Here is an 18,157-nt window from a genome sequence, read left to right on the forward strand (position 1 = left end):
TTCCTCAGAACACCGTGAAGAGAACTTCGCCGCCCACATTCGCGTCTCGCGCGGCGTGGTCGGCCATGATTCCCTTCGGCGTCGACAACACCGAAATGCCGAGACCGTTGTTCACGCGCGGCAGGTTCTTCACCGAGGCGTAAACCCGGCGGCCCGGCTTCGAGACCCGCTCGATCTCGCGAATGACGGGCTCGCCATCGAAATACTTCAACTCGATCTCGAGTTCGCTGCGGCCCGAGGCATGCTCCACGCTGGCATAGCCGCGAATATAGCCCTCGGCCTTCAGCACTTCGAGCACGCTGGCGCGCATCTTCGAGCCCGGGGTCGAGACCTTGGACTTCGAACGCATCTGCGCGTTGCGGATGCGGGTGATGAGATCGGAGATCGGATCGTGCGTTGACATCGTGACGACCCTCCTTACCAGCTCGACTTCACGAGCCCGGGAACCAGGCCCTTGGAGCCGAGTTCACGCAGCGCGATGCGGGAAAGCTTGTTCTTGCGGTAGTTCGAACGCGGGCGGCCGGTCAGTTCGCAGCGGTTGCGAATCCGCGTGGTCGACGAGTTGCGCGGCATCTGGGCAAGCTTCAGCGTCGCCGCAAACCGCTCTTCCATCGGCTTGGTCTTGTCGGCGATGATCGCCTTCAGCTTCGCACGCTGCGGGGCGGCGTTCTTGGCCATCCGCTTGCGCCGGTTGTTCTTCTCGATCGAACTCTTCTTTGCCATGCTTGGCTCCTGGGTTTCCGCGTTTGAGAGGCTTAACTGCGTCTCACTGCCGGAACGGGAAATTGAATGCGGTCAACAAGGCGCGCGCCTCGTCGTCGGTCTTCGCCGTGGTGCAGACCGTGATGTCCATGCCGCGGGCTTCCGAAACCTTCTCGAAATCGATTTCGGGGAAAATGATGTGCTCCTTGAGGCCGAGCGAGTAGTTGCCGCGGCCGTCGAAGCTCTTCGGATTGAGGCCACGGAAGTCGCGCACGCGCGGCAGCGCCACGTTCACCAGGCGATCGATGAACTCGTACATCCTGGCCTTACGCAGCGTGACCTTGCAGCCGATCGGCTGGTTCTCGCGCAGCTTGAAGGTCGCGATCGCGATCCGCGAATAGGTCACGATCGCCTTCTGGCCGGCGATCTGCGTCAGTTCGCCAGCCGCGGTCTCGGCCTTTTTGCGGTCGTTGACGGCATCGCCGACGCCCATGTTGAGCACGACCTTGTCCAGCCGCGGCACCTGCATGGCGTTGGCATAGCCGAACTGTTCGGTCAGCTTGCCGCGAATGCTCTTGTCATACTCCGCGCGCAGGCGCGGCACGTAAGCGGTATCAGCCATCGATCTCTGCTCCCGAGCTCTTGGCAATGCGTACCTTCTTGCCATCAGCCTGAATCTTGAAGCCTATGCGGGTCGGCTTTCCGTCCTTGCCGACATAGGCGAGGTTGGACAGGTGGATCGGCGACTCCTTGGAGATGATGCCGCCCTCCTGGTTCTGGGTCTGCTTCTGGTGACGCTTCACCAGGTTGACGCCGCGCACCAGCGCCTTGTTCTCGGCGGGGCGGACCTCGAATACTTCGCCGGTGCGACCCTTGTCGCGACCGGTCATCACCATGACCTTGTCACCTTTCCGGATCTTGGCAGCCATCACAGCACCTCCGGCGCAAGCGAAATGATTTTCATGTGGTTCTTGGCGCGAAGCTCGCGCGGCACCGGCCCGAAGATACGGGTGCCGACCGGCTCCGACTGGTTGTTGATCAAGACGGCGGCGTTGCGGTCGAAGCGGATGACCGAACCGTCGGCGCGGCGGATGTCCTTGCGGACCCGCACCACGACGGCCTTCATCACGTCGCCCTTCTTCACCTTGCCGCGCGGAATCGCTTCCTTGATCGACACGACGATAACGTCGCCCACGGTGGCATAGCGGCGCTTGGAGCCCCCCAGCACCTTGATGCACATGACACGGCGTGCGCCTGAATTGTCGGCCACGTCGAGGTTGGTCTGCATCTGAATCATTGATGCACCTCGTCCTCTTTCTGATGCGCTCGAATTAGCGCCTAAAATTTTCCTGATTACTCATCCGGCCAGGCCGAACAAATCTCAGGCGGTTTTCTTCTGTTCGCCCCGGACCACGGTCCAGCGCTTCAACTTCGAGATCGGCTTGCTCTCCTCGATCCACACCATGTCGCCCGGCTTGAACTCGCCGTTCTCGTCATGCGCGTGGTAGTTCTTGGAGCGGCGGATCGTCTTCTTGTAGATCGGATGGGTGAAGCGGCGATCGACGCGCACCACCACCGTCTTGGCTTGCTTGTCGCTCACGACCACGCCCTGAAGGGTACGTTTCGGCATAATATGGCCTCTTACTTCTTCTTCGCGCGAACCTGCGCTGCGATGGTCTTGATGCGGGCGATATCGCGGCGGGCTTCGCGCAGCCGCGAGGTGTTTTCCAACTGCCCGGTGGCGCGCTGGAAACGCAGGTTGAAGCGTTCCTTCTTCAGATTGAGGACGGCATCCTCCCTCTGGTCGTCGCTCATCGCGCGGATGTCTTCAACTTTCATCGGGGCCATGAGTGTTACTCCGCAATGCGCGCGACGAAGCGCGTCTTGATCGGTAGCTTGGCGGCGGCGAGCGTGAGCGCTTCCCTCGCGGTCTGCACGTTGACGCCGTCGATCTCGAAAATCACCCGGCCGGGCTTGACCCGCGCCACCCACAATTCCGGCGTTCCCTTGCCGGAGCCCATGCGGACTTCGGCGGGCTTCTTCGACACCGGCACGTCCGGGAACACGCGGATCCAGACGCGGCCGGCGCGCTTCATGTGGCGGGTCAGCGCGCGGCGCGCGGCTTCGATCTGGCGGGCGGTGACGCGCTCGGGCGCCATCGCCTTCAGGCCGAACTGGCCGAACGACAACGTCGCACCCGAAGTCGCAACGCCGTGGATACGGCCCTTATGCGCCTTCCGGAACTTCGTTTTCTTTGGTTGCATCATGGCTTTGAGCCCTCAAACCTTCCTAATGTCTCACGCTGCGGCGGCGTCGCGGCGCGGACGCGCGGTATCGCCTTCGGCCATCTTCTTGTCCTGGGCCATCGGATCGTGCTCGAGGATTTCGCCCTTGAAGATCCAGACCTTGACGCCGCAGGTGCCGAACGTGGTGAACGCCGTCGCCACGCCGTAATCGACGTCGGCGCGCAGCGTGTGCAGCGGCACGCGGCCCTCGCGATACCACTCCATGCGCGCGATTTCGGCGCCGCCGAGACGGCCCGAGCAGTTGATGCGGATGCCTTCGGCGCCAAGGCGCATCGCCGATTGCACCGCCCGCTTCATGGCGCGGCGGAAAGCGACGCGGCGCTCGAGCTGCTGCGCAATCGATTCGGCAACCAGGGTGGCATCGAGTTCGGGCTTGCGGATTTCGACGATGTTGATGACGACGTCGGAAGCCGTGATGTCGGCAACCCGCTTGCGCAGCTTGTCGATGTCGGCGCCCTTCTTGCCGATCACGACGCCCGGACGCGCCGAGTGGATCGTCACGCGGCACTTCTTGTGCGGACGCTCGATCACGATGCGGGCGACGGCCGCCTGCTTGAGCTCCTTGTGCAGGATCTCGCGGATCTTGACGTCTTCATGCAGAAGCTTGCCGTATTCGCTCTTGCCGGCGAACCAACGCGAATCCCACGTGCGGTTGATGCCGAGACGCAGTCCGATTGGATTGATCTTTTGACCCATCGTTTTCTCCTGCGCCGCTTTAAGCGCTTGCCTCGGCCTCGACCTGACGAACCACGATGGTCAGGTGCGAGAACGGTTTATAGATACGGCCCGAACGGCCACGGCCGCGGGGCGAGAAACGCTTCATGACGATGCCGTTGCCGACATGGGCCTCGGCGACGACGAGATCGTCGACCTCGAGGTCATGGTTGTTCTCGGCGTTCGCGATCGCCGATTCCAGGCACTTCTTGACGTCGACCGCGATCCGCTTGCGCGAGAACTGCAGGTCGGCGAGCGCAGCAGACGCCTTCCGGCCGCGGATCAACTGCGCGACAAGATTGAGCTTCTGCGGGCTGACGCGCAGCATCCGGGCGACTGCCTTGGCCTCGTTGTCCGCGAGGCTACGTTCGCGCTTTGGTTTGCTCATCGTCTATTCCTCAAGCCTTCTTGGCTTTCTTGTCGCCAGAGTGGCCATGGAAGGTACGGGTCGGCGAGAACTCGCCGAACTTGTGACCCACCATTTCCTCGTTGACCGAGACCGGCACGTGCTTCTGGCCGTTGTAGACGCCGAACACCAGGCCGACGAACTGCGGCAGGATGGTCGAGCGGCGGCTCCAGATCTTGATGACGTCGTGACGGCCGGACGCGCGCGCAGCATCTGCCTTCTTGAGCAGAGAGGCTTCGACGAACGGGCCTTTCCAGACTGAACGAACCATGTCCGGCGTTCCTTACTTCTTCCGCTTGTGGCGGCTTAGGAGGATGAATCGATTGGTCGACTTATTCGAACGGGTCTTCTTGCCCTTGGTCGGCTTGCCCCACGGCGTGACCGGGTGGCGGCCGCCCGAGGTGCGGCCTTCGCCGCCGCCGTGCGGATGGTCGATCGGGTTCATGACGACGCCGCGGTTATGCGGACGCCAGCCCAGCCAGCGGGTGCGGCCGGCCTTGCCGATCGAGATGTTCATGTGATCGGGGTTCGACACCGCACCGATGGTGCCGCGGCAGCGGCCGTGCACCAGGCGCTGTTCGCCCGAGTTCAGGCGCAGAATGACGTATTCCTGGTCGCGGCCGACGATCTGGGCGTAGGTGCCGGCGGAACGGGCGATCTGGCCGCCCTTCCCGATCTTCATCTCGATGTTGTGGACGATGGTGCCGACCGGCATGTTGCCGAGCGGCATGACGTTGCCGGGCTTCACGTCGACATAGTTGCCGGCAACCACCGTGTCGCCCACGGCCAGCCGCTGCGGCGCCAGGATGTAGGCCTGCTCGCCGTCCTGATACTTGATCAGCGCGATGAACGCGGTGCGGTTCGGATCATATTCCAGCCGCTCGACGACGGCGGGAACGTCGACCTTGTTCCGCTTGAAGTCCACCAGGCGGTAGGCCTTCTTGTGGCCGCCGCCGCGGAAGCGCACCGTGATGCGGCCGGTGTTGTTGCGGCCGCCATTGCCGAGCTTGCCCTCGGTCAGCGCCTTCACCGGCTTGCCCTTGTAGAGCGCCGAACGGTCGACCATCACCAGTTGGCGCTGGCCCGGCGTCGTCGGATTGTATGTTTTCAATGCCATCGCTGTGTCGCCTTATAGTCCGGTGGTAACGTCGATGCGGTGGCCCTCTTCGAGGGTCACGACAGCCCGCTTGACGTCCGACTGCGAACCGAAATTGCCGCGGAACACCTTGGTCTTGCCCTTGCGGACCAGGGTATTCACGCTCTTCACCTTGACGTCGAACAGCTTCTCGACGGCTTCCTTGATTTGCGGCTTGGTCGCCTTGCTGGCGACCTTGAACACGACCTTGTTGTGCTCGGACGCTACCGTCGCCTTTTCGGTGACGACGGGAGCTACGATCACGTCGTAATGGCGCGGATCGATATTCTTCATTTGAAGCGCGCCTCCAGCGCATCGACTGCCGCCTTCGTCAGCACGAGCTTCTGACGGCGCAGAATGTCGTAGACGTTGATGCCCTGGATCGGCAGCACGTCGATGTTCGGAATGTTGCGGGCCGCGGTCGCGAAACCGTTGTTGAGCTCGGCGCCGTCGATGATCAGCGCGTTGGTGAGCCCAAGGCCGTTGAAATGGCCGACCAGCGCCTTGGTCTTGGCTTCCTTGACCTGCGCGCTGTCGATCACGATCAGGCCGCCGTCCTTGGCCTTCGCCGACAAAGCATGCTTGAGCGCAAGCGCCCGCACCTTCTTCGGCAGGTCGGTTGCGTGGGAGCGAACCACCGGACCGAACGCACGGCCACCGCCGCGGAACTGCGGCACGCGGGCCGAGCCGTGACGGGCGCCGCCGGTGCCCTTCTGCTTGTACATCTTCTTGCCGGTGCGCCAGATTTCGGCGCGCCCCTTCGCCTTGTGCGTGCCGGCCTGACGCTTGTTGAGCTGCCATTGCACGCAGCGCTGGATGATGTCGGCGCGCGGCTCTAGACCGAAGATCGCGTCCGAGAGCTCGACCGATCCGGCTTCCTTACCTTCAAGCGTCGTGACTTTCAGTTCCATCTCACGCGCCCTCCTGCTCGGCCGGCGCAGCAGCAGCAGCCTGCTCACCGCCAGCAACCCTAAACTTGCCGGGCTTCGGAGCTTCCTTCGGCAACGGCTTCTTCACGGCGTCGCGCACCGAGATCCAGCCGCCCTTGGAGCCGGGAACGGCACCCTCGACCAGGATCAGACCGCGCTCGACGTCGGTCTGCACCACACGCAAATTGAGCGTGGTGATGCGATCGACACCCATGTGACCGGGCATCTTCTTGTTCTTGAAGGTCTTGCCGGGATCCTGACGTCCGCCGGTCGAACCGATCGAACGGTGCGAAACCGACACACCGTGGGTGGCGCGCAGGCCGCCGAAATTCCAGCGCTTCATGCCTCCGGCAAACCCCTTACCAACCGAGGTGCCGGTGACGTCGACGAACTGGCCGACCACGAAATGGTCTGCCTGGATCTCGGCGCCTACCGGAATCAGCGCATCTTCCGAGACGCGAAATTCGGCGACTTTCCGCTTGGGCTCGACCTTGGCCGCGGCAAACTGACCGCGCTCCGCCTTGGGCAGATACACGGTCTTGCGGGTGCCCGCACCGAGCTGCAGCGCGACGTAACCGTTCTTTTCGGTCGTGCGGTGGCCCAGCACCTGGCAATTGCCCAGCTTCAGCACGGTCACAGGGATATGTTCGCCGGCCTCCGTAAAGACCCGCGTCATCCCGACCTTTTGTGCGATCACTCCGGAGCGCATCGGCGTGCTTCCTGTTCTTTCTGTCCGCTAAATTCGGACGAGCTAAAAAATCTTAGAGCTTGATCTCGACGTCGACACCGGCGGCCAGATCGAGCTTCATCAAAGCGTCGACGGTCTGCGGGGTCGGGTCGACAATGTCGAGAAGGCGCTTGTGGGTGCGCATCTCGAATTGCTCGCGGCTCTTCTTGTCGACGTGTGGCGAACGGTTGACGGTGAACTTCTCGATGCGGGTGGGCAGCGGAATAGGTCCGCGAACCTGGGCACCGGTACGTTTCGCCGTGTTCACGATCTCGCGGGTCGACGTATCGAGGATTCGATGGTCGAACGCCTTGAGACGGATGCGAATATTTTGGCCGTTCATTGCCGTTGTCTCTTTCTAGTCATCGACCGCAAAATGCGGACGACACAGTGATTGTGGCCGGCGAGTAGTGAGTAGCGAATAGCGAATAGATTTCTCTATTCGCCACTCGCCATTCGCTATTCGCTATTACTCGATGATCGCGGCGACGACGCCGGCGCCGACGGTGCGGCCGCCTTCGCGGATCGCGAAGCGCAGCTTTTCTTCCATCGCGATCGGCACGATCAGGTGCACTTCCATCGCGATGTTGTCGCCCGGCATCACCATCTCGGTGCCTTCGGGCAGGTGCACGACGCCGGTCACGTCGGTGGTGCGGAAGTAGAACTGGGGCCGGTAGTTGGTGAAGAACGGGGTGTGACGACCGCCCTCTTCCTTGGTCAGGATGTAGGCCTCAGCCTTGAACTTGGTGTGCGGCTTGACCGAACCCGGCTTCGCCAGCACCTGGCCACGCTCGACTTCCTCGCGCTTGGTGCCGCGGAGCAGCGCGCCGATGTTGTCGCCGGCCTGGCCCTGATCGAGCAGCTTGCGGAACATTTCGACGCCCGTGACGATGGTCTTCTGGGTGTCGCGCAGGCCTACGATTTCGATTTCCTCGCCGACCTTGATGACGCCGCGCTCGACACGGCCGGTGACGACGGTGCCGCGGCCCGAGATCGAGAACACGTCTTCCACCGGCATCAGGAACGGCTGGTCGACCGGACGCTCCGGCTGCGGAATGTATTCGTCGACATTGCGCATCAACTCGAGGATGGCGTCGTGGCCGAGCTTCTTGTCCTTGTCTTCGAGGGCGGCGAGCGCCGAGCCCTTGATGATCGGGATCTTGTCGCCCGGGAATTCATACTTCGAAAGCAGTTCGCGAACTTCGAGCTCGACGAGCTCGAGCAGTTCCGGATCGTCGACCATGTCGCACTTGTTCAGGAACACGACGAGCGCGGGGACGCCGACCTGACGGGCGAGCAGGATGTGCTCGCGGGTCTGCGGCATTGGGCCGTCGGCGGCCGACACGACCAGGATCGCACCGTCCATCTGGGCGGCGCCGGTGATCATGTTCTTCACATAGTCGGCGTGGCCGGGGCAGTCGACGTGGGCGTAGTGGCGGTTCTTCGTCTCATACTCGACGTGAGCGGTCGAGATGGTGATGCCGCGCGCCTTCTCTTCCGGCGCCTTGTCGATCTGGTCGTACGCCGTGAACGTCGCACCGCCGGTCTCAGCCAGCACCTTGGTGATCGCTGCGGTCAGCGATGTCTTGCCATGGTCGACGTGACCGATGGTTCCGATGTTGCAGTGCGGTTTAGTACGTTCAAACTTTGCTTTGGCCATTTGACTCTCCGTTCAGTCGTTAGCTTGCAACCAACGACAATCAGGCAAACTTCTTCTGGACTTCTGCCGACACGTTCGCCGGCGCTTCAGCGTAGTGATCGAATTGCATCGTGAAGGTCGCGCGCCCCTGGCTCATCGAGCGCAGGTTATTCACGTACCCGAACATGTTCATGAGCGGCACCATCGCGTTGATGACGTTGGCGTTGCCCCGCATGTCCTGGCCCTGGATCTGGCCGCGCCGAGAATTCAGGTCGCCGATGACAGAACCGGTATAGTCTTCCGGGGTCACCACTTCGACCTTCATGATCGGCTCGAGCAGAACAGACTTGCCCTTCTGCAGCGCTTCGCGGAATGCCGCGCGCGATGCGATTTCGAAGGCCAGCGCCGACGAGTCGACGTCGTGATACTTGCCGTCGACGAGTTGAACCTTGACGTCGACCACCGGGAAGCCGGCTACCACGCCCGAGCCCATCACGCTGTTGAGGCCCTTTTCGACGCCGGGGATGTATTCCTTCGGCACCGCGCCGCCGACGATCTTGGACTCGAACTCGTAACCCTTGCCGGGCTCGTTCGGCTCCACGATAATCGAAACTTCGGCGAACTGGCCGGTACCGCCGGTCTGCTTCTTGTGCGTGTACTTGACTTCAGCGCGCTTGGTGACCCGCTCGCGGAACGCCACCTGCGGCGCGCCGATGTTGGCGTCGACCTTGTAGGTGCGCTTGAGGATGTCGACCTTGATGTCGAGATGGAGTTCGCCCATGCCCTTCAAAATGGTCTGGCCCGACTCCTGGTCGGTCGACACGCGGAACGACGGATCTTCGGCAGCGAGCTTCGCCAGTGCTACGCCGAGCTTTTCCTGGTCGGCCTTCGACTTCGGCTCGATCGCGATTTCGATCACCGGCTCCGGGAATTCCATCTTTTCCAGAATCACCGGCTTGTCGGAATCGCACAGCGTATCACCGGTGCGCGCTTCCTTCAGGCCCGCCAGTGCGACGATGTCGCCAGCATAGGCTTCCTTGATGTCTTCGCGGTTGTTCGCATGCATCAACAGCATGCGGCCGATGCGCTCTTTCTTCTCGCGGGTCGAATTGATGACCCCCGTGCCCGACTGCAGGATGCCCGAATAGATGCGGCAGAAGGTGATGGTGCCGACGAACGGGTCGTCCATGATCTTGAACGCGAGCAGAGCCAGCGGCTCCTTGTCGTCAGCCTTGCGCACCACTTCATTGCCGTCATCGTCGGTACCCTTGATCGCGGGCACGTCGATCGGCGACGGCAGGTAGTCAACGACGGCGTCGAGCAGCGGCTGCACGCCCTTGTTCTTGAACGCCGAGCCGCACAGCACCGGATAGAATGCGCCGGTCAGCACCGCCTTACGGATCAGGCGCTTCAGCGTCGCCTCGTCCGGCTCCTTGCCGTCGAGGTAAGCGGCCATGGCGTCGTCGTCGAGCTCGACGGCGGCTTCCACCATCTTCTCGCGGTATTCTTTGGCCTGGTCGACGAGGTCAGCCGGGATGTCGACATAGTCGAACTTGGCGCCGAGCGATTCATCGTTCCAGATGATGCCCTGCATCTTCACGAGGTCGACGAGGCCCTTGAAGTTGTTCTCGGCGCCGATCGGGAGCTGGATCGCGATCGGCTTGGCGCCAAGGCGGTCGACGATGTCGGCCAGACACTTGAAGAAGTCGGCGCCGGTCTTGTCCATCTTGTTGGCGAAGACGATGCGCGGAACCTTGTACTTGTCGCCCTGGCGCCAGACGGTTTCGGTCTGCGGTTCGACGCCCTGGTTGGAATCGAGCACGCATACCGCGCCGTCGAGCACGCGCAGCGAACGCTCGACTTCAATGGTGAAGTCGACGTGGCCGGGGGTGTCGATGATGTTCAGCCGCTTGCCGTTCCAGAACGCGGTGGTCGCAGCCGAGGTGATCGTGATACCACGCTCCTGCTCCTGCTCCATCCAGTCCATCGTCGCGGCACCTTCGTGCACTTCGCCGATCTTGTGGCTCTTGCCGGTGTAATAGAGGATGCGCTCGGTGGTTGTCGTCTTACCGGCGTCGATATGCGCCATGATACCGAAGTTACGGTAGTCCTCGATGGCATGTTGGCGGGGCATGGGCTGTTCCTTAAATCCGTTCTTCGCCGTTACCAGCGATAATGCGAGAAGGCGCGGTTGGCTTCCGCCATCCGGTGCACGTCTTCACGCTTCTTGACGGCGTTTCCCCGGTTGTTCGACGCGTCGAGCAACTCGGCCGAGAGCCGCTCCGTCATCGTCTTTTCGTTGCGCTCGCGCGCGGCCGTGATCAGCCAGCGAATGCCCAGCGCCTGGCGGCGGACCGAACGCACTTCTACCGGCACTTGGTAGGTGGCGCCACCGACGCGGCGCGACCGCACTTCGATGGTCGGCATGACGTTTTCCAGCGCCTGCTCGAACACCGTGAGCGGCCCCTGCTTGGTCTTGGCCTCGATCATGGCGAGCGCGCCATAGACGATGTTTTCGGCGGCGGACTTCTTGCCGTCGTACATGATCGAGTTCATGAACTTCGTAATGATGATGTTCCCGAACTTCGGATCCGGGTTGACTTCACGCTTTTCGGCAGAATGGCGACGAGACATCGTGTCTGTTCCCGCTTATTTCGGACGCTTCGCGCCGTACTTCGAACGACGCTGCTTACGGTTCTTGACGCCCTGGGTATCGAGGACGCCGCGGAGGATGTGGTAGCGCACGCCGGGCAAGTCCTTGACGCGACCGCCGCGGATCATGACCACCGAGTGCTCCTGAAGGTTATGGCCCTCACCCGGGATGTAGCCGATCACTTCGAAGCCGTTGGTCAGGCGCACCTTGGCGACCTTACGAAGCGCCGAGTTCGGCTTCTTCGGGGTCGTGGTGTAGACGCGCGTGCAAACGCCGCGCTTCTGCGGCGACTGCTGCAACGCCGGCACCTTCTTGCGCGACTTCTGCACCATACGCGGATTTGCGATCAGTTGGTTGATCGTCGGCATGTCAGCCTTCACCCTTTAGTTCACGCGAAAACCTGGACTGGCTTTCGTAAATTCTTCTCGGAACTAGCCGTTCCGTTCGGCCCGCCTCACGCGAAAAAAACATTCGCGCAAAACGAAATCGCGCCAACCACCCATCGCTGAGCGGAAAGCGCTTCGACGCCACAGAGGATCGCGAATTAAGGCCGATCAGCGCTCGCTGTCCGGCCCGCTACCGAGATCATGCACCCGAGTTCACTCTCAAGAGGACGTGCTCAAGAGAACTAAAATCGTCCTGGCATTGCCTAGCTATATGATCGACAGCGTTTGAGCGGCATTCGTCGAGGGTGGTGCCCGTCCAGTACCTTTAGGAATTGCCCATAAGGACTTGAAAGGGTGATCCGTTCCGACGCTGGCGTAGCTCACCGCCTGTCGTTAAGTGGGCGTCTTCTATAAGCGGTGGATAGCTAAGTCAAGCAAAACGAGAACGCTGGAAACGCCTATGGGGCCTGTGGATTCGGCGTTTGCCGCGAAATCGGAAAAGCCGAATTGGCGATGCCTGCCCTCTTTGGAGTGGATCGAGTCGCATATTTTACCCGGGTAAATACAGCCCGAAACATGATTCCCCGGTTCCATTTTTTCCCGGCCAAGCCTTTATTTGCCTTTCCGGGTGCAAAACTTGCGCAACAAGGCTCGGAATTCTTCGTGAGACACACCGATATTGCGATCATCGGCGGCGGCCTCGCCGGTTAGACCGCGGCCGCCATGCTCGGGCGCGCGGGGCATCAGGTCTATCCATTCGACTTCCGCGTCGAAAAAATCAGCGGCGACGAACCGCTCGGCCGCTTCTACCAGACCGGAATCGCCGATTCGGTGCTGCGCTCGGCCACCCATCACGGCGAAACCCGGATCGCGCGATTCGGCTAACCGCCCTGCTCACTCCTCGTCGTCGTCCTCATCATCGTCGTCGTCGTCTTCGTTGTCGACGTCGGCCTGGGCGGCGGCGTTATACGGCGTGTGGCCCTGGTCGTCCCACAGCTTGCGATAGACGCCGTTGGCCGCAAGCAACTGCGCATGCGGGCCGCGCTCGATCGCCTTGCCGCCTGAAATCACGATGATCTCGTCCATCTCGACCACCGACGTCAGGCGGTGGGTCGACCAGATCATGGTGCGCCCCTCTGCCACCTTCATCAGCGTGCGGTTGATCGCGGCTTCCGTGGTCTGGTCGAGCGCCGAGGTCGCTTCATCGAGCAGCAGCAGCGAGGGATTGCGGATGATGGCGCGCGCGATCGCGATGCGCTGGCGCTGGCCGCCGGATAGCGTGTCGCCGCGCTCGCCGACCGGCGTATCGTATTTCTGCGGCAGGCTCATGATGTAGCGGTGAATCTCGGCCTTGCGCGCGGCTTCCTCAACCTCCTTGTCGGTGGCGCCTTCCTTGCCAAGCCGGATGTTCTCGCGGATCGACATGTTGAACAGCATGTTCTCCTGGAACACGACGGCCATGCCTCCGCGCAGCGACTCGCGGGTCACGCGGCGGATATCGACGCCGTCGATCGCCACCCGCCCCTCGTCCGGCGCGTACAGACGCAGGATCAGGTTGAGCAGTGTGCTCTTGCCCGAGCCGCTCGGCCCCACGATCGCGATGCGCTTGCCGACATCGAGCTTGAGGCTGAAATTGTCGAGCACCGGCGTCTCGCTGCCTTCGTAGGCAAAGGTGACGCGGTCGAAGGTGATGTCGTTGGTGATCGGCGGCAAATCCGGTGCGCCCGGCCGGTCGGCGCCGCGGGTCGGCTCATCCAGCAGTTCCTGGATGTGCCGCACGGCCGCCGCCGACTGGATCGACACCGGGATGAAATGCATCAAATGGGCGATGTTGTAGGACACCTCCCAGAACGCGCTCTCGAAGGTGACGAAGGTGCCGATGGTGATCTGGCCCTTGGTGGCGAGATAAGCGCCGATCGCCAGCACCACGAGATGCAGCAGCAGCACCGAAATGGTGACGGTGCGCTCCACCATGGTCGACAGGAACACGGCGGACGCCGTCTTGATGCGCACATCCTGGTTGCGCATGGTGAACCAGCCGAGCGTGCGGCGCTGCAGGCTGAACGCCTTGATCACGGCCTGCGCAGCCACGTTTTCCTGCACCGTGCCGAGCAGGGCCGCTTCATTGAGCTTCTGCTCGTAATTCGCCTGCACCGCCTTCGGCGTCAGGATTCGCGGCCCGATCAGCGTGATCGGGAATACCAGGAGGGCGACCGCCGCGAGCTGCCAGTTCAAAAACAGCATCAGGATGATGCCGGCGACCAGTTCCAGGAACGGCAAAGCGGCACTGTTGGCGAACGTCTTAACCGAGCCCTCAAAGGCCGCGAGGTCGATCGAGAAGCGCGAGAGGATTTCGCCGCGCTTAGTACGGGCAAAATACGACGCCGGCAGGTTCTGGACGTGCTCGAACAGCCGCGTCCGCACATCGGCAATGACGCACGCTGCCAGCCGCGCATCCCAGCGCTCGTACCAGACCGCGATGATCGAGGTGATGATACCGGCGACCGCGAGCACGCCGAGAATCTTGTAGAGCGCCTGAAAATCCTCTTCGCCCAGCGCATCGTCGATCAGGAACTTCAGGCTCAACGGCATGATGACGTTGAACAGTGTCTCGACGAGAACGCCGAAAGTCACGAAGACGAGCAGCTTCCTGTAATTGCCCAGATACGGCTTGACGAAGCCGTAGATGGTCGCCAGCGCGCCGGCGGCTTCCTTGGCGGTGAAAACGACGAGGTCCTCGTCATCATCATCGTCGTCGAGCTCGATCTCGTCCTCTTCGTCGTCCTTGTCAGCGTCGGGTGGGATGCCGGCCGCCTTACCACCGGCAACGGCCGCAGCGGCAGCCCCGGCCGCGAGCTTCTTCACGAGCTCGGGATCGTCCGCCGGCGCGGGATTCTGATCATCCGAGGACGGAGGCTTGGGCGCCATGAAACCAACCGATGCTGCACGGCCGGCATGACCGCAAATCGAACGCGGCAGCGGCGGGCGCTACCACACGGATTCTATGCGATCGGGATCAATTCGGCAAACATTGGCGTGCCCGGCCCTGCTTCAGCGGAACGGCCACGCTCAATACAACCAGTCGATGCTCAATCGTCTGATTCGACCTTGTCAAAAAACGAATAGCGCAGGCTGTCGGCGTCGGCATACCACTGCCCCGGCCCCTTGTTGGCAGCCAGCGTCGCTGCCCATACCGCATCGGTGCAGTCGCGCCGGTGCATCGAGAGGTCGAATCCGTTGCCGAAGAATAATTCAGACCATTCCCACCAAGTGCCGAGCTTCTTCACGCCGCGCAACAGATCGTAACGGTCGATCAGTGCAGGGGCCATGTCCGACGTCACCGACCCGAACACCAGGCCGGTCTTCACGACGCGGTTCAGTTCGCGCACCGCGCGCGGGACCTGCCTTTCGGCGACATGACACAGACTGGTCTCGAACACGAAATCGAACTCGTCGTCCTTGAACGGCATGTCGACGATCGAGCCGAGCTTGTTGAACTTCTTCAGCGCCGTCGGCGTCTTGGCGTGGATCGCCCGGTTGTTCTCGATACCCCAGGCATCGATGCCGCGCTCGCGCAGCGCGCCGACCAATTCCCCGCTGGCGGAGCCGGCGACCAGGAGCTTGTAACCCTTGGTCCTGCTCCAGACGATCTTGATCAAGTCCGTCAGATAGGCCGGATCGGTAAATTGGCTCCAGACTTCGCTGTAGGGGCCCAGCCCACGGTAATTCTCGAAATAGCTGCGGTCGATCTTGTCGGGCGATACCTCGCCCTGTTGCGCACGCGCGCGGCGCAACCGCATCATCTCAGTTAGAATGATGTCGGTGGCGGCATCGGAGGAATCGAGCAGCCCGTTCAGCGTCGAATCGAAAAGATAGTCGCCGACCACCACGATTCCCGGATGCTGCTTCGGCTCCGGGCGATGGTTGGTCATGACGTCGCGCACCGGCAAGCCGCCGGGCAGCGCGTTCACCGACGATAGCCAGCGGTGAATCTTGCCTTCCAGGAAATGATCGCGGGCGTTGCCGAACGAAGCCGGCAGCGACTTGATGGCAGCATCGATCAGTTCCTGGTCGCTGAGATTGGCAAATGCCAGTGCGTCCGAGCCCGCGATCAGCCAGTTGAGCACGCCGTGCCTGCCGACGTCGTGGCGGGCGCCCTCGTTGTAGACGCAGCAGCCGCCGAACGCTTCCGACATGAACCAGGCGCCCGGGATCTTCTCGCCCCAGAACGGTTCGTCGAACAGGATCGAGATCCGCAAGTAATGCGCCGGACGGTCGAAATAGGCGATGTGCTTGACCATCGACTTGCGCAATTCCTCGCCGTCCCAGCCCATGGTGGCGAGCCAGGAATGCGGCAGACACATCAAGACCAGATCGAAATCCCGTGTCTCGGGCCCCTTCCCGTTCATCATGTTGAGCTGATAGCGGCCCGAAGCAGTTTTTCCGACTTTCAGCACGCGGTGATTGAGCTGGATGTCAGCGTCGACTTCCGAGCGCAGGCATTCGATCAACTGCTCATTGCCGTTCTGGATCGAGTACAGGCCGATATAGCCGTCGATATCCATCACGAAGTTCTTCAGCGCATTGAGGCCGTTGGTGTTGTGGGCCTCGGTTGCGATATCCGAGCGTGCCATCACCTTGAAGAAGCGTTTCGCCGTGGGATCGTCGACTTCCTTGTCGAGCACTTCCTCGCAGGTCATGTAGGCCCAGGGATGCTCGTTGTCGTGGGCGCCGACGCCCTCGTAATATTCGATCGGCGACACCAAATCGGCGCAGCGCTTGCGGAACGCCTCGATCGCAGCCGCGGTCTTCTCGCCATACTTGCGGCGCATGCCCGGCACGTCGTTGAGCAGCACGCCGTCGAGGTGCACCTGCTCGGCGTCCATCGGAATCGTCTGCAATCCGAAATGCTGGATCAGCTCCCGTAAAGGGTCCGGGCCGGTCATCGAATAATCGTAGATTTCGGCGACGCCCGCCTCATACATCGCCGGCGCGGAATCGAATTTGCGCGAGACGATCTTGCCCCCGACCCGGTCGGAAGCCTCGTAAATCGTGACGCGGCAGAGATCGCCAAGCTTTTTCTTCAAGTACCAGGCGCTCATCAAGCCGCCTGGGCCGCCCCCAACGATTGCAAGATCCAACATGTAAGTTCCGTCGCCCCTCCGCCGCCCCCTCCCCAGGAGGCGCCGGTCTAAACTGAATTACCAAAGGCCCTTTTCACTCTGAAGGGAAGATGAACAAAGCAGGTCCTCGCACCGCAACAAAGAAAGAAAGCAGCAAAAAGGCCGCCTTGCGCCGGCCTTTTGTCTTCGCACCGTATTCTTGCGGGGTCTCATTCTGCCCGCGGGACAGCCGGCCGTTACGCCTCCGGAGCTACACGGCGCGGTTGTCTAACTCCCACGGAACGCCTTGCCGGCGAGCAGGCTGACAAGCTCCTGCTGGCGTGACAGACCGGTCTTCGATAGCACGGCCTTGAGCTGGCTGCGCACCGTCTCCCGATTGACGCCGGTTGCGTCCGCAAGCGCATCGATGGTGACAGCCTGGCCGATGCCACGCGCCACGCGCGCCTCCGCCGGCGTCAGGTCGAACAAGCCTTGCAGGATTTCCGCCGTCGGCACCACGGCGCGATCGACCGGCGTCACCACCAATAGTGCGGTGGCCTGGGTGAAGATATCGCGCGCATCGCCGCGCACGGGGATGACATGTAGCACCATCGGCACGCGGTCTGCCGTCGCAGCGACCGGTATCGACTTGACGGTCCGACCATCAGCAAGAGACCGCGGACCGAGCGCTTCCGCAAGCAGCGCGTCCGCCGTGACATCCGTCATCGTGACGCGCTCGATACGATCCTGAAACAGCGAAGGGACCAGCGCTTCGAACAGACCGTTTGCGGCGAACACCTGGCCGCGCCCGCGCAACACCGCGCCCGGCAGGCCAAGCACCTGCAACGCGTCAGCCTGCGCTCGGGCGCGCTCGAAGCCGATGCGGTTTGCCGCAAGCGAAGACCGGGCCAGATGGGGCCGCAATCCATCCAGCAAGGCGACGACTTCGCGCGGCACCGGGCCATGATCCTGATGCCGCGGCATCACGATCGCGATTGAATCGCCGCTCGGCATCGGAATGAGCGTCCCGGCGCGATAACCAAGGCCGTGTTTGCGGTAAAAGTTGCAATAGACGTCGTTGGTCGCAATCTCCTCCTCCGAGAGGAGATCATAGTCAGTGACGAAGCCTGCATGATTGAGGGCAATGGCGCGCGGCAGAGTCGGATCGCGTTCGCTCCATCCGTCTTTCAAGAAAACCGGCATGAGCTGGTCATATTCGACAGAATTGACCGCGCTCGTGTATCCGTCCCGCACGCCAAAGAGAAAGCCGCCATTGCCGCCGATGGCCGCACCGAGCTCACCAAGCAGGGCTGGCCAAAGAGAGGGAATGAGCCCGGCCTCATAGATGCGGTCGATTAGACGTTCTGGATCAATTGATGCGTTCATGGGGAATCGAAAGGACCGTCAACATGACCGGACAGCGCGCCGCGACTTGGTAGCACGTATCACCCTTATGGG

At 62.0% G+C, this 18,157-nt stretch carries 24 protein-coding genes and 1 pseudogene; 2 read left to right on the forward strand and 23 right to left on the reverse strand.

Translation table 11 applies throughout. From position 1 onward, the window contains the following. Positions 1-4: 4 nt before the first annotated feature. The 20 genes from rpsH to rpsL all read right to left on the reverse strand — a co-directional run bounded on the left by rpsH (position 5) and on the right by rpsL (position 11,579). Positions 5-403: a 30S ribosomal protein S8 gene (gene rpsH / locus YUO_RS0120985; RefSeq protein ID WP_028349046.1), complete on the reverse strand. Its 399-nt coding sequence runs from the start codon at positions 401-403 to the stop codon at positions 5-7. A 14-nt stretch (positions 404-417) separates the two neighbouring features. Then, positions 418-723, reverse strand: coding sequence for a 30S ribosomal protein S14 (rpsN, locus tag YUO_RS0120990; protein ID WP_028349047.1), 306 nt, complete (start codon positions 721-723; stop codon positions 418-420). A 43-nt stretch (positions 724-766) separates the two neighbouring features. After that, positions 767-1,324: a 50S ribosomal protein L5 gene (gene rplE / locus YUO_RS0120995; RefSeq protein WP_028349048.1), complete on the reverse strand. Its 558-nt coding sequence runs from the start codon at positions 1,322-1,324 to the stop codon at positions 767-769. Next, the gene (gene rplX, locus YUO_RS0121000) at positions 1,317-1,631 is read right to left on the reverse strand and encodes a 50S ribosomal protein L24 (RefSeq protein WP_028349049.1); all 315 of its coding nucleotides are present in this window, start codon (positions 1,629-1,631) and stop codon (positions 1,317-1,319) included. Before rplX ends, rplE begins: the two co-directional genes overlap by 8 nt. Then, the gene (rplN, locus tag YUO_RS0121005) at positions 1,631-1,999 is read right to left on the reverse strand and encodes a 50S ribosomal protein L14 (protein ID WP_011473865.1); all 369 of its coding nucleotides are present in this window, start codon (positions 1,997-1,999) and stop codon (positions 1,631-1,633) included. Before rplN ends, rplX begins: the two co-directional genes overlap by 1 nt. 84 nt (positions 2,000-2,083) lie before the next feature. Continuing rightward, entirely contained in the window at positions 2,084-2,332 is a 249-nt protein-coding gene (gene rpsQ / locus YUO_RS0121010; RefSeq protein ID WP_028349050.1) for a 30S ribosomal protein S17, read from the reverse strand. Positions 2,333-2,343: 11 nt separating this feature from the next. Next, positions 2,344-2,550: a 50S ribosomal protein L29 gene (rpmC, locus tag YUO_RS0121015; RefSeq protein ID WP_028349051.1), complete on the reverse strand. Its 207-nt coding sequence runs from the start codon at positions 2,548-2,550 to the stop codon at positions 2,344-2,346. 5 nt (positions 2,551-2,555) lie between these two features. Then, positions 2,556-2,969: a 50S ribosomal protein L16 gene (rplP, locus tag YUO_RS0121020; RefSeq protein WP_028349052.1), complete on the reverse strand. Its 414-nt coding sequence runs from the start codon at positions 2,967-2,969 to the stop codon at positions 2,556-2,558. Positions 2,970-2,999: 30 nt separating this feature from the next. Continuing rightward, positions 3,000-3,704, reverse strand: a complete 705-nt coding sequence (rpsC, locus tag YUO_RS0121025; RefSeq protein WP_028349053.1) for a 30S ribosomal protein S3 — start codon at positions 3,702-3,704, stop codon at positions 3,000-3,002. Positions 3,705-3,723: 19 nt separating this feature from the next. Beyond that, the gene (gene rplV / locus YUO_RS0121030) at positions 3,724-4,110 is read right to left on the reverse strand and encodes a 50S ribosomal protein L22 (protein ID WP_028349054.1); all 387 of its coding nucleotides are present in this window, start codon (positions 4,108-4,110) and stop codon (positions 3,724-3,726) included. Positions 4,111-4,120: 10 nt separating this feature from the next. Beyond that, positions 4,121-4,399: a 30S ribosomal protein S19 gene (gene rpsS, locus YUO_RS0121035; protein WP_025588653.1), complete on the reverse strand. Its 279-nt coding sequence runs from the start codon at positions 4,397-4,399 to the stop codon at positions 4,121-4,123. A 12-nt stretch (positions 4,400-4,411) separates the two neighbouring features. After that, complete coding sequence (gene rplB / locus YUO_RS0121040; protein ID WP_028349055.1) at positions 4,412-5,245, reverse strand: 50S ribosomal protein L2; 834 nt, start codon at positions 5,243-5,245, stop codon at positions 4,412-4,414. Positions 5,246-5,257: 12 nt separating this feature from the next. Further along, on the reverse strand, positions 5,258-5,557 hold the full coding sequence (locus YUO_RS0121045) for a 50S ribosomal protein L23 (protein ID WP_028349056.1): 300 nt from the start codon (positions 5,555-5,557) through the stop codon (positions 5,258-5,260). Beyond that, positions 5,554-6,174 carry a 50S ribosomal protein L4 gene (rplD, locus tag YUO_RS0121050; RefSeq protein WP_028349057.1) on the reverse strand — a complete coding sequence of 207 codons (621 nt, stop codon included), beginning with the start codon at positions 6,172-6,174 and terminating at the stop codon, positions 5,554-5,556. Before rplD ends, YUO_RS0121045 begins: the two co-directional genes overlap by 4 nt. Before the next feature lies 1 nt (position 6,175). Continuing rightward, entirely contained in the window at positions 6,176-6,901 is a 726-nt protein-coding gene (rplC, locus tag YUO_RS0121055; protein ID WP_028349058.1) for a 50S ribosomal protein L3, read from the reverse strand. A gap of 52 nt (positions 6,902-6,953) precedes the next feature. Continuing rightward, on the reverse strand, positions 6,954-7,262 hold the full coding sequence (rpsJ, locus tag YUO_RS0121060) for a 30S ribosomal protein S10 (RefSeq protein ID WP_002712302.1): 309 nt from the start codon (positions 7,260-7,262) through the stop codon (positions 6,954-6,956). Between the two features lie 126 nt (positions 7,263-7,388). Beyond that, the gene (gene tuf / locus YUO_RS0121065) at positions 7,389-8,579 is read right to left on the reverse strand and encodes an elongation factor Tu (RefSeq protein WP_028349059.1); all 1,191 of its coding nucleotides are present in this window, start codon (positions 8,577-8,579) and stop codon (positions 7,389-7,391) included. A 40-nt stretch (positions 8,580-8,619) separates the two neighbouring features. Further along, positions 8,620-10,692: an elongation factor G gene (fusA, locus tag YUO_RS0121070; RefSeq protein ID WP_028349060.1), complete on the reverse strand. Its 2,073-nt coding sequence runs from the start codon at positions 10,690-10,692 to the stop codon at positions 8,620-8,622. A gap of 29 nt (positions 10,693-10,721) precedes the next feature. Further along, positions 10,722-11,192, reverse strand: coding sequence for a 30S ribosomal protein S7 (gene rpsG, locus YUO_RS0121075; RefSeq protein ID WP_028349061.1), 471 nt, complete (start codon positions 11,190-11,192; stop codon positions 10,722-10,724). Positions 11,193-11,207: 15 nt separating this feature from the next. Next, a complete protein-coding gene (gene rpsL, locus YUO_RS0121080) occupies positions 11,208-11,579 on the reverse strand; it encodes a 30S ribosomal protein S12 (protein ID WP_028349062.1) in 372 nt (123 codons plus the stop codon). A gap of 525 nt (positions 11,580-12,104) precedes the next feature. Here rpsL and YUO_RS47830 point away from each other — a divergent pair. After that, the gene (locus YUO_RS47830) at positions 12,105-12,308 is read left to right on the forward strand and encodes a hypothetical protein (protein ID WP_235782779.1); all 204 of its coding nucleotides are present in this window, start codon (positions 12,105-12,107) and stop codon (positions 12,306-12,308) included. Positions 12,309-12,320: 12 nt separating this feature from the next. Next, positions 12,321-12,479: pseudogene (locus tag YUO_RS44870) on the forward strand (FAD-dependent monooxygenase); the annotation flags it as partial. Positions 12,480-12,491: 12 nt separating this feature from the next. Here the strand turns inward: YUO_RS44870 and YUO_RS0121095 are convergent. The 3 genes from YUO_RS0121095 to YUO_RS41295 form a co-directional block, all read right to left on the reverse strand. Beyond that, complete coding sequence (locus tag YUO_RS0121095; protein WP_028349063.1) at positions 12,492-14,525, reverse strand: ABC transporter ATP-binding protein; 2,034 nt, start codon at positions 14,523-14,525, stop codon at positions 12,492-12,494. A 161-nt stretch (positions 14,526-14,686) separates the two neighbouring features. Further along, a complete protein-coding gene (locus YUO_RS0121100; RefSeq protein ID WP_028349064.1) occupies positions 14,687-16,741 on the reverse strand; it encodes an FAD-dependent oxidoreductase in 2,055 nt (684 codons plus the stop codon). A gap of 246 nt (positions 16,742-16,987) precedes the next feature. Beyond that, positions 16,988-18,085 (reverse strand): helix-turn-helix transcriptional regulator, encoded by a 1,098-nt coding sequence (locus tag YUO_RS41295; protein WP_035727207.1) that lies wholly within the window; start codon positions 18,083-18,085, stop codon positions 16,988-16,990. Positions 18,086-18,157: the final 72 nt, after the last annotated feature.

This window comes from Bradyrhizobium murdochi (assembly GCF_000472965.1).
Classification (GTDB): Bacteria; Pseudomonadota; Alphaproteobacteria; order Rhizobiales; family Xanthobacteraceae; genus Bradyrhizobium; species Bradyrhizobium murdochi.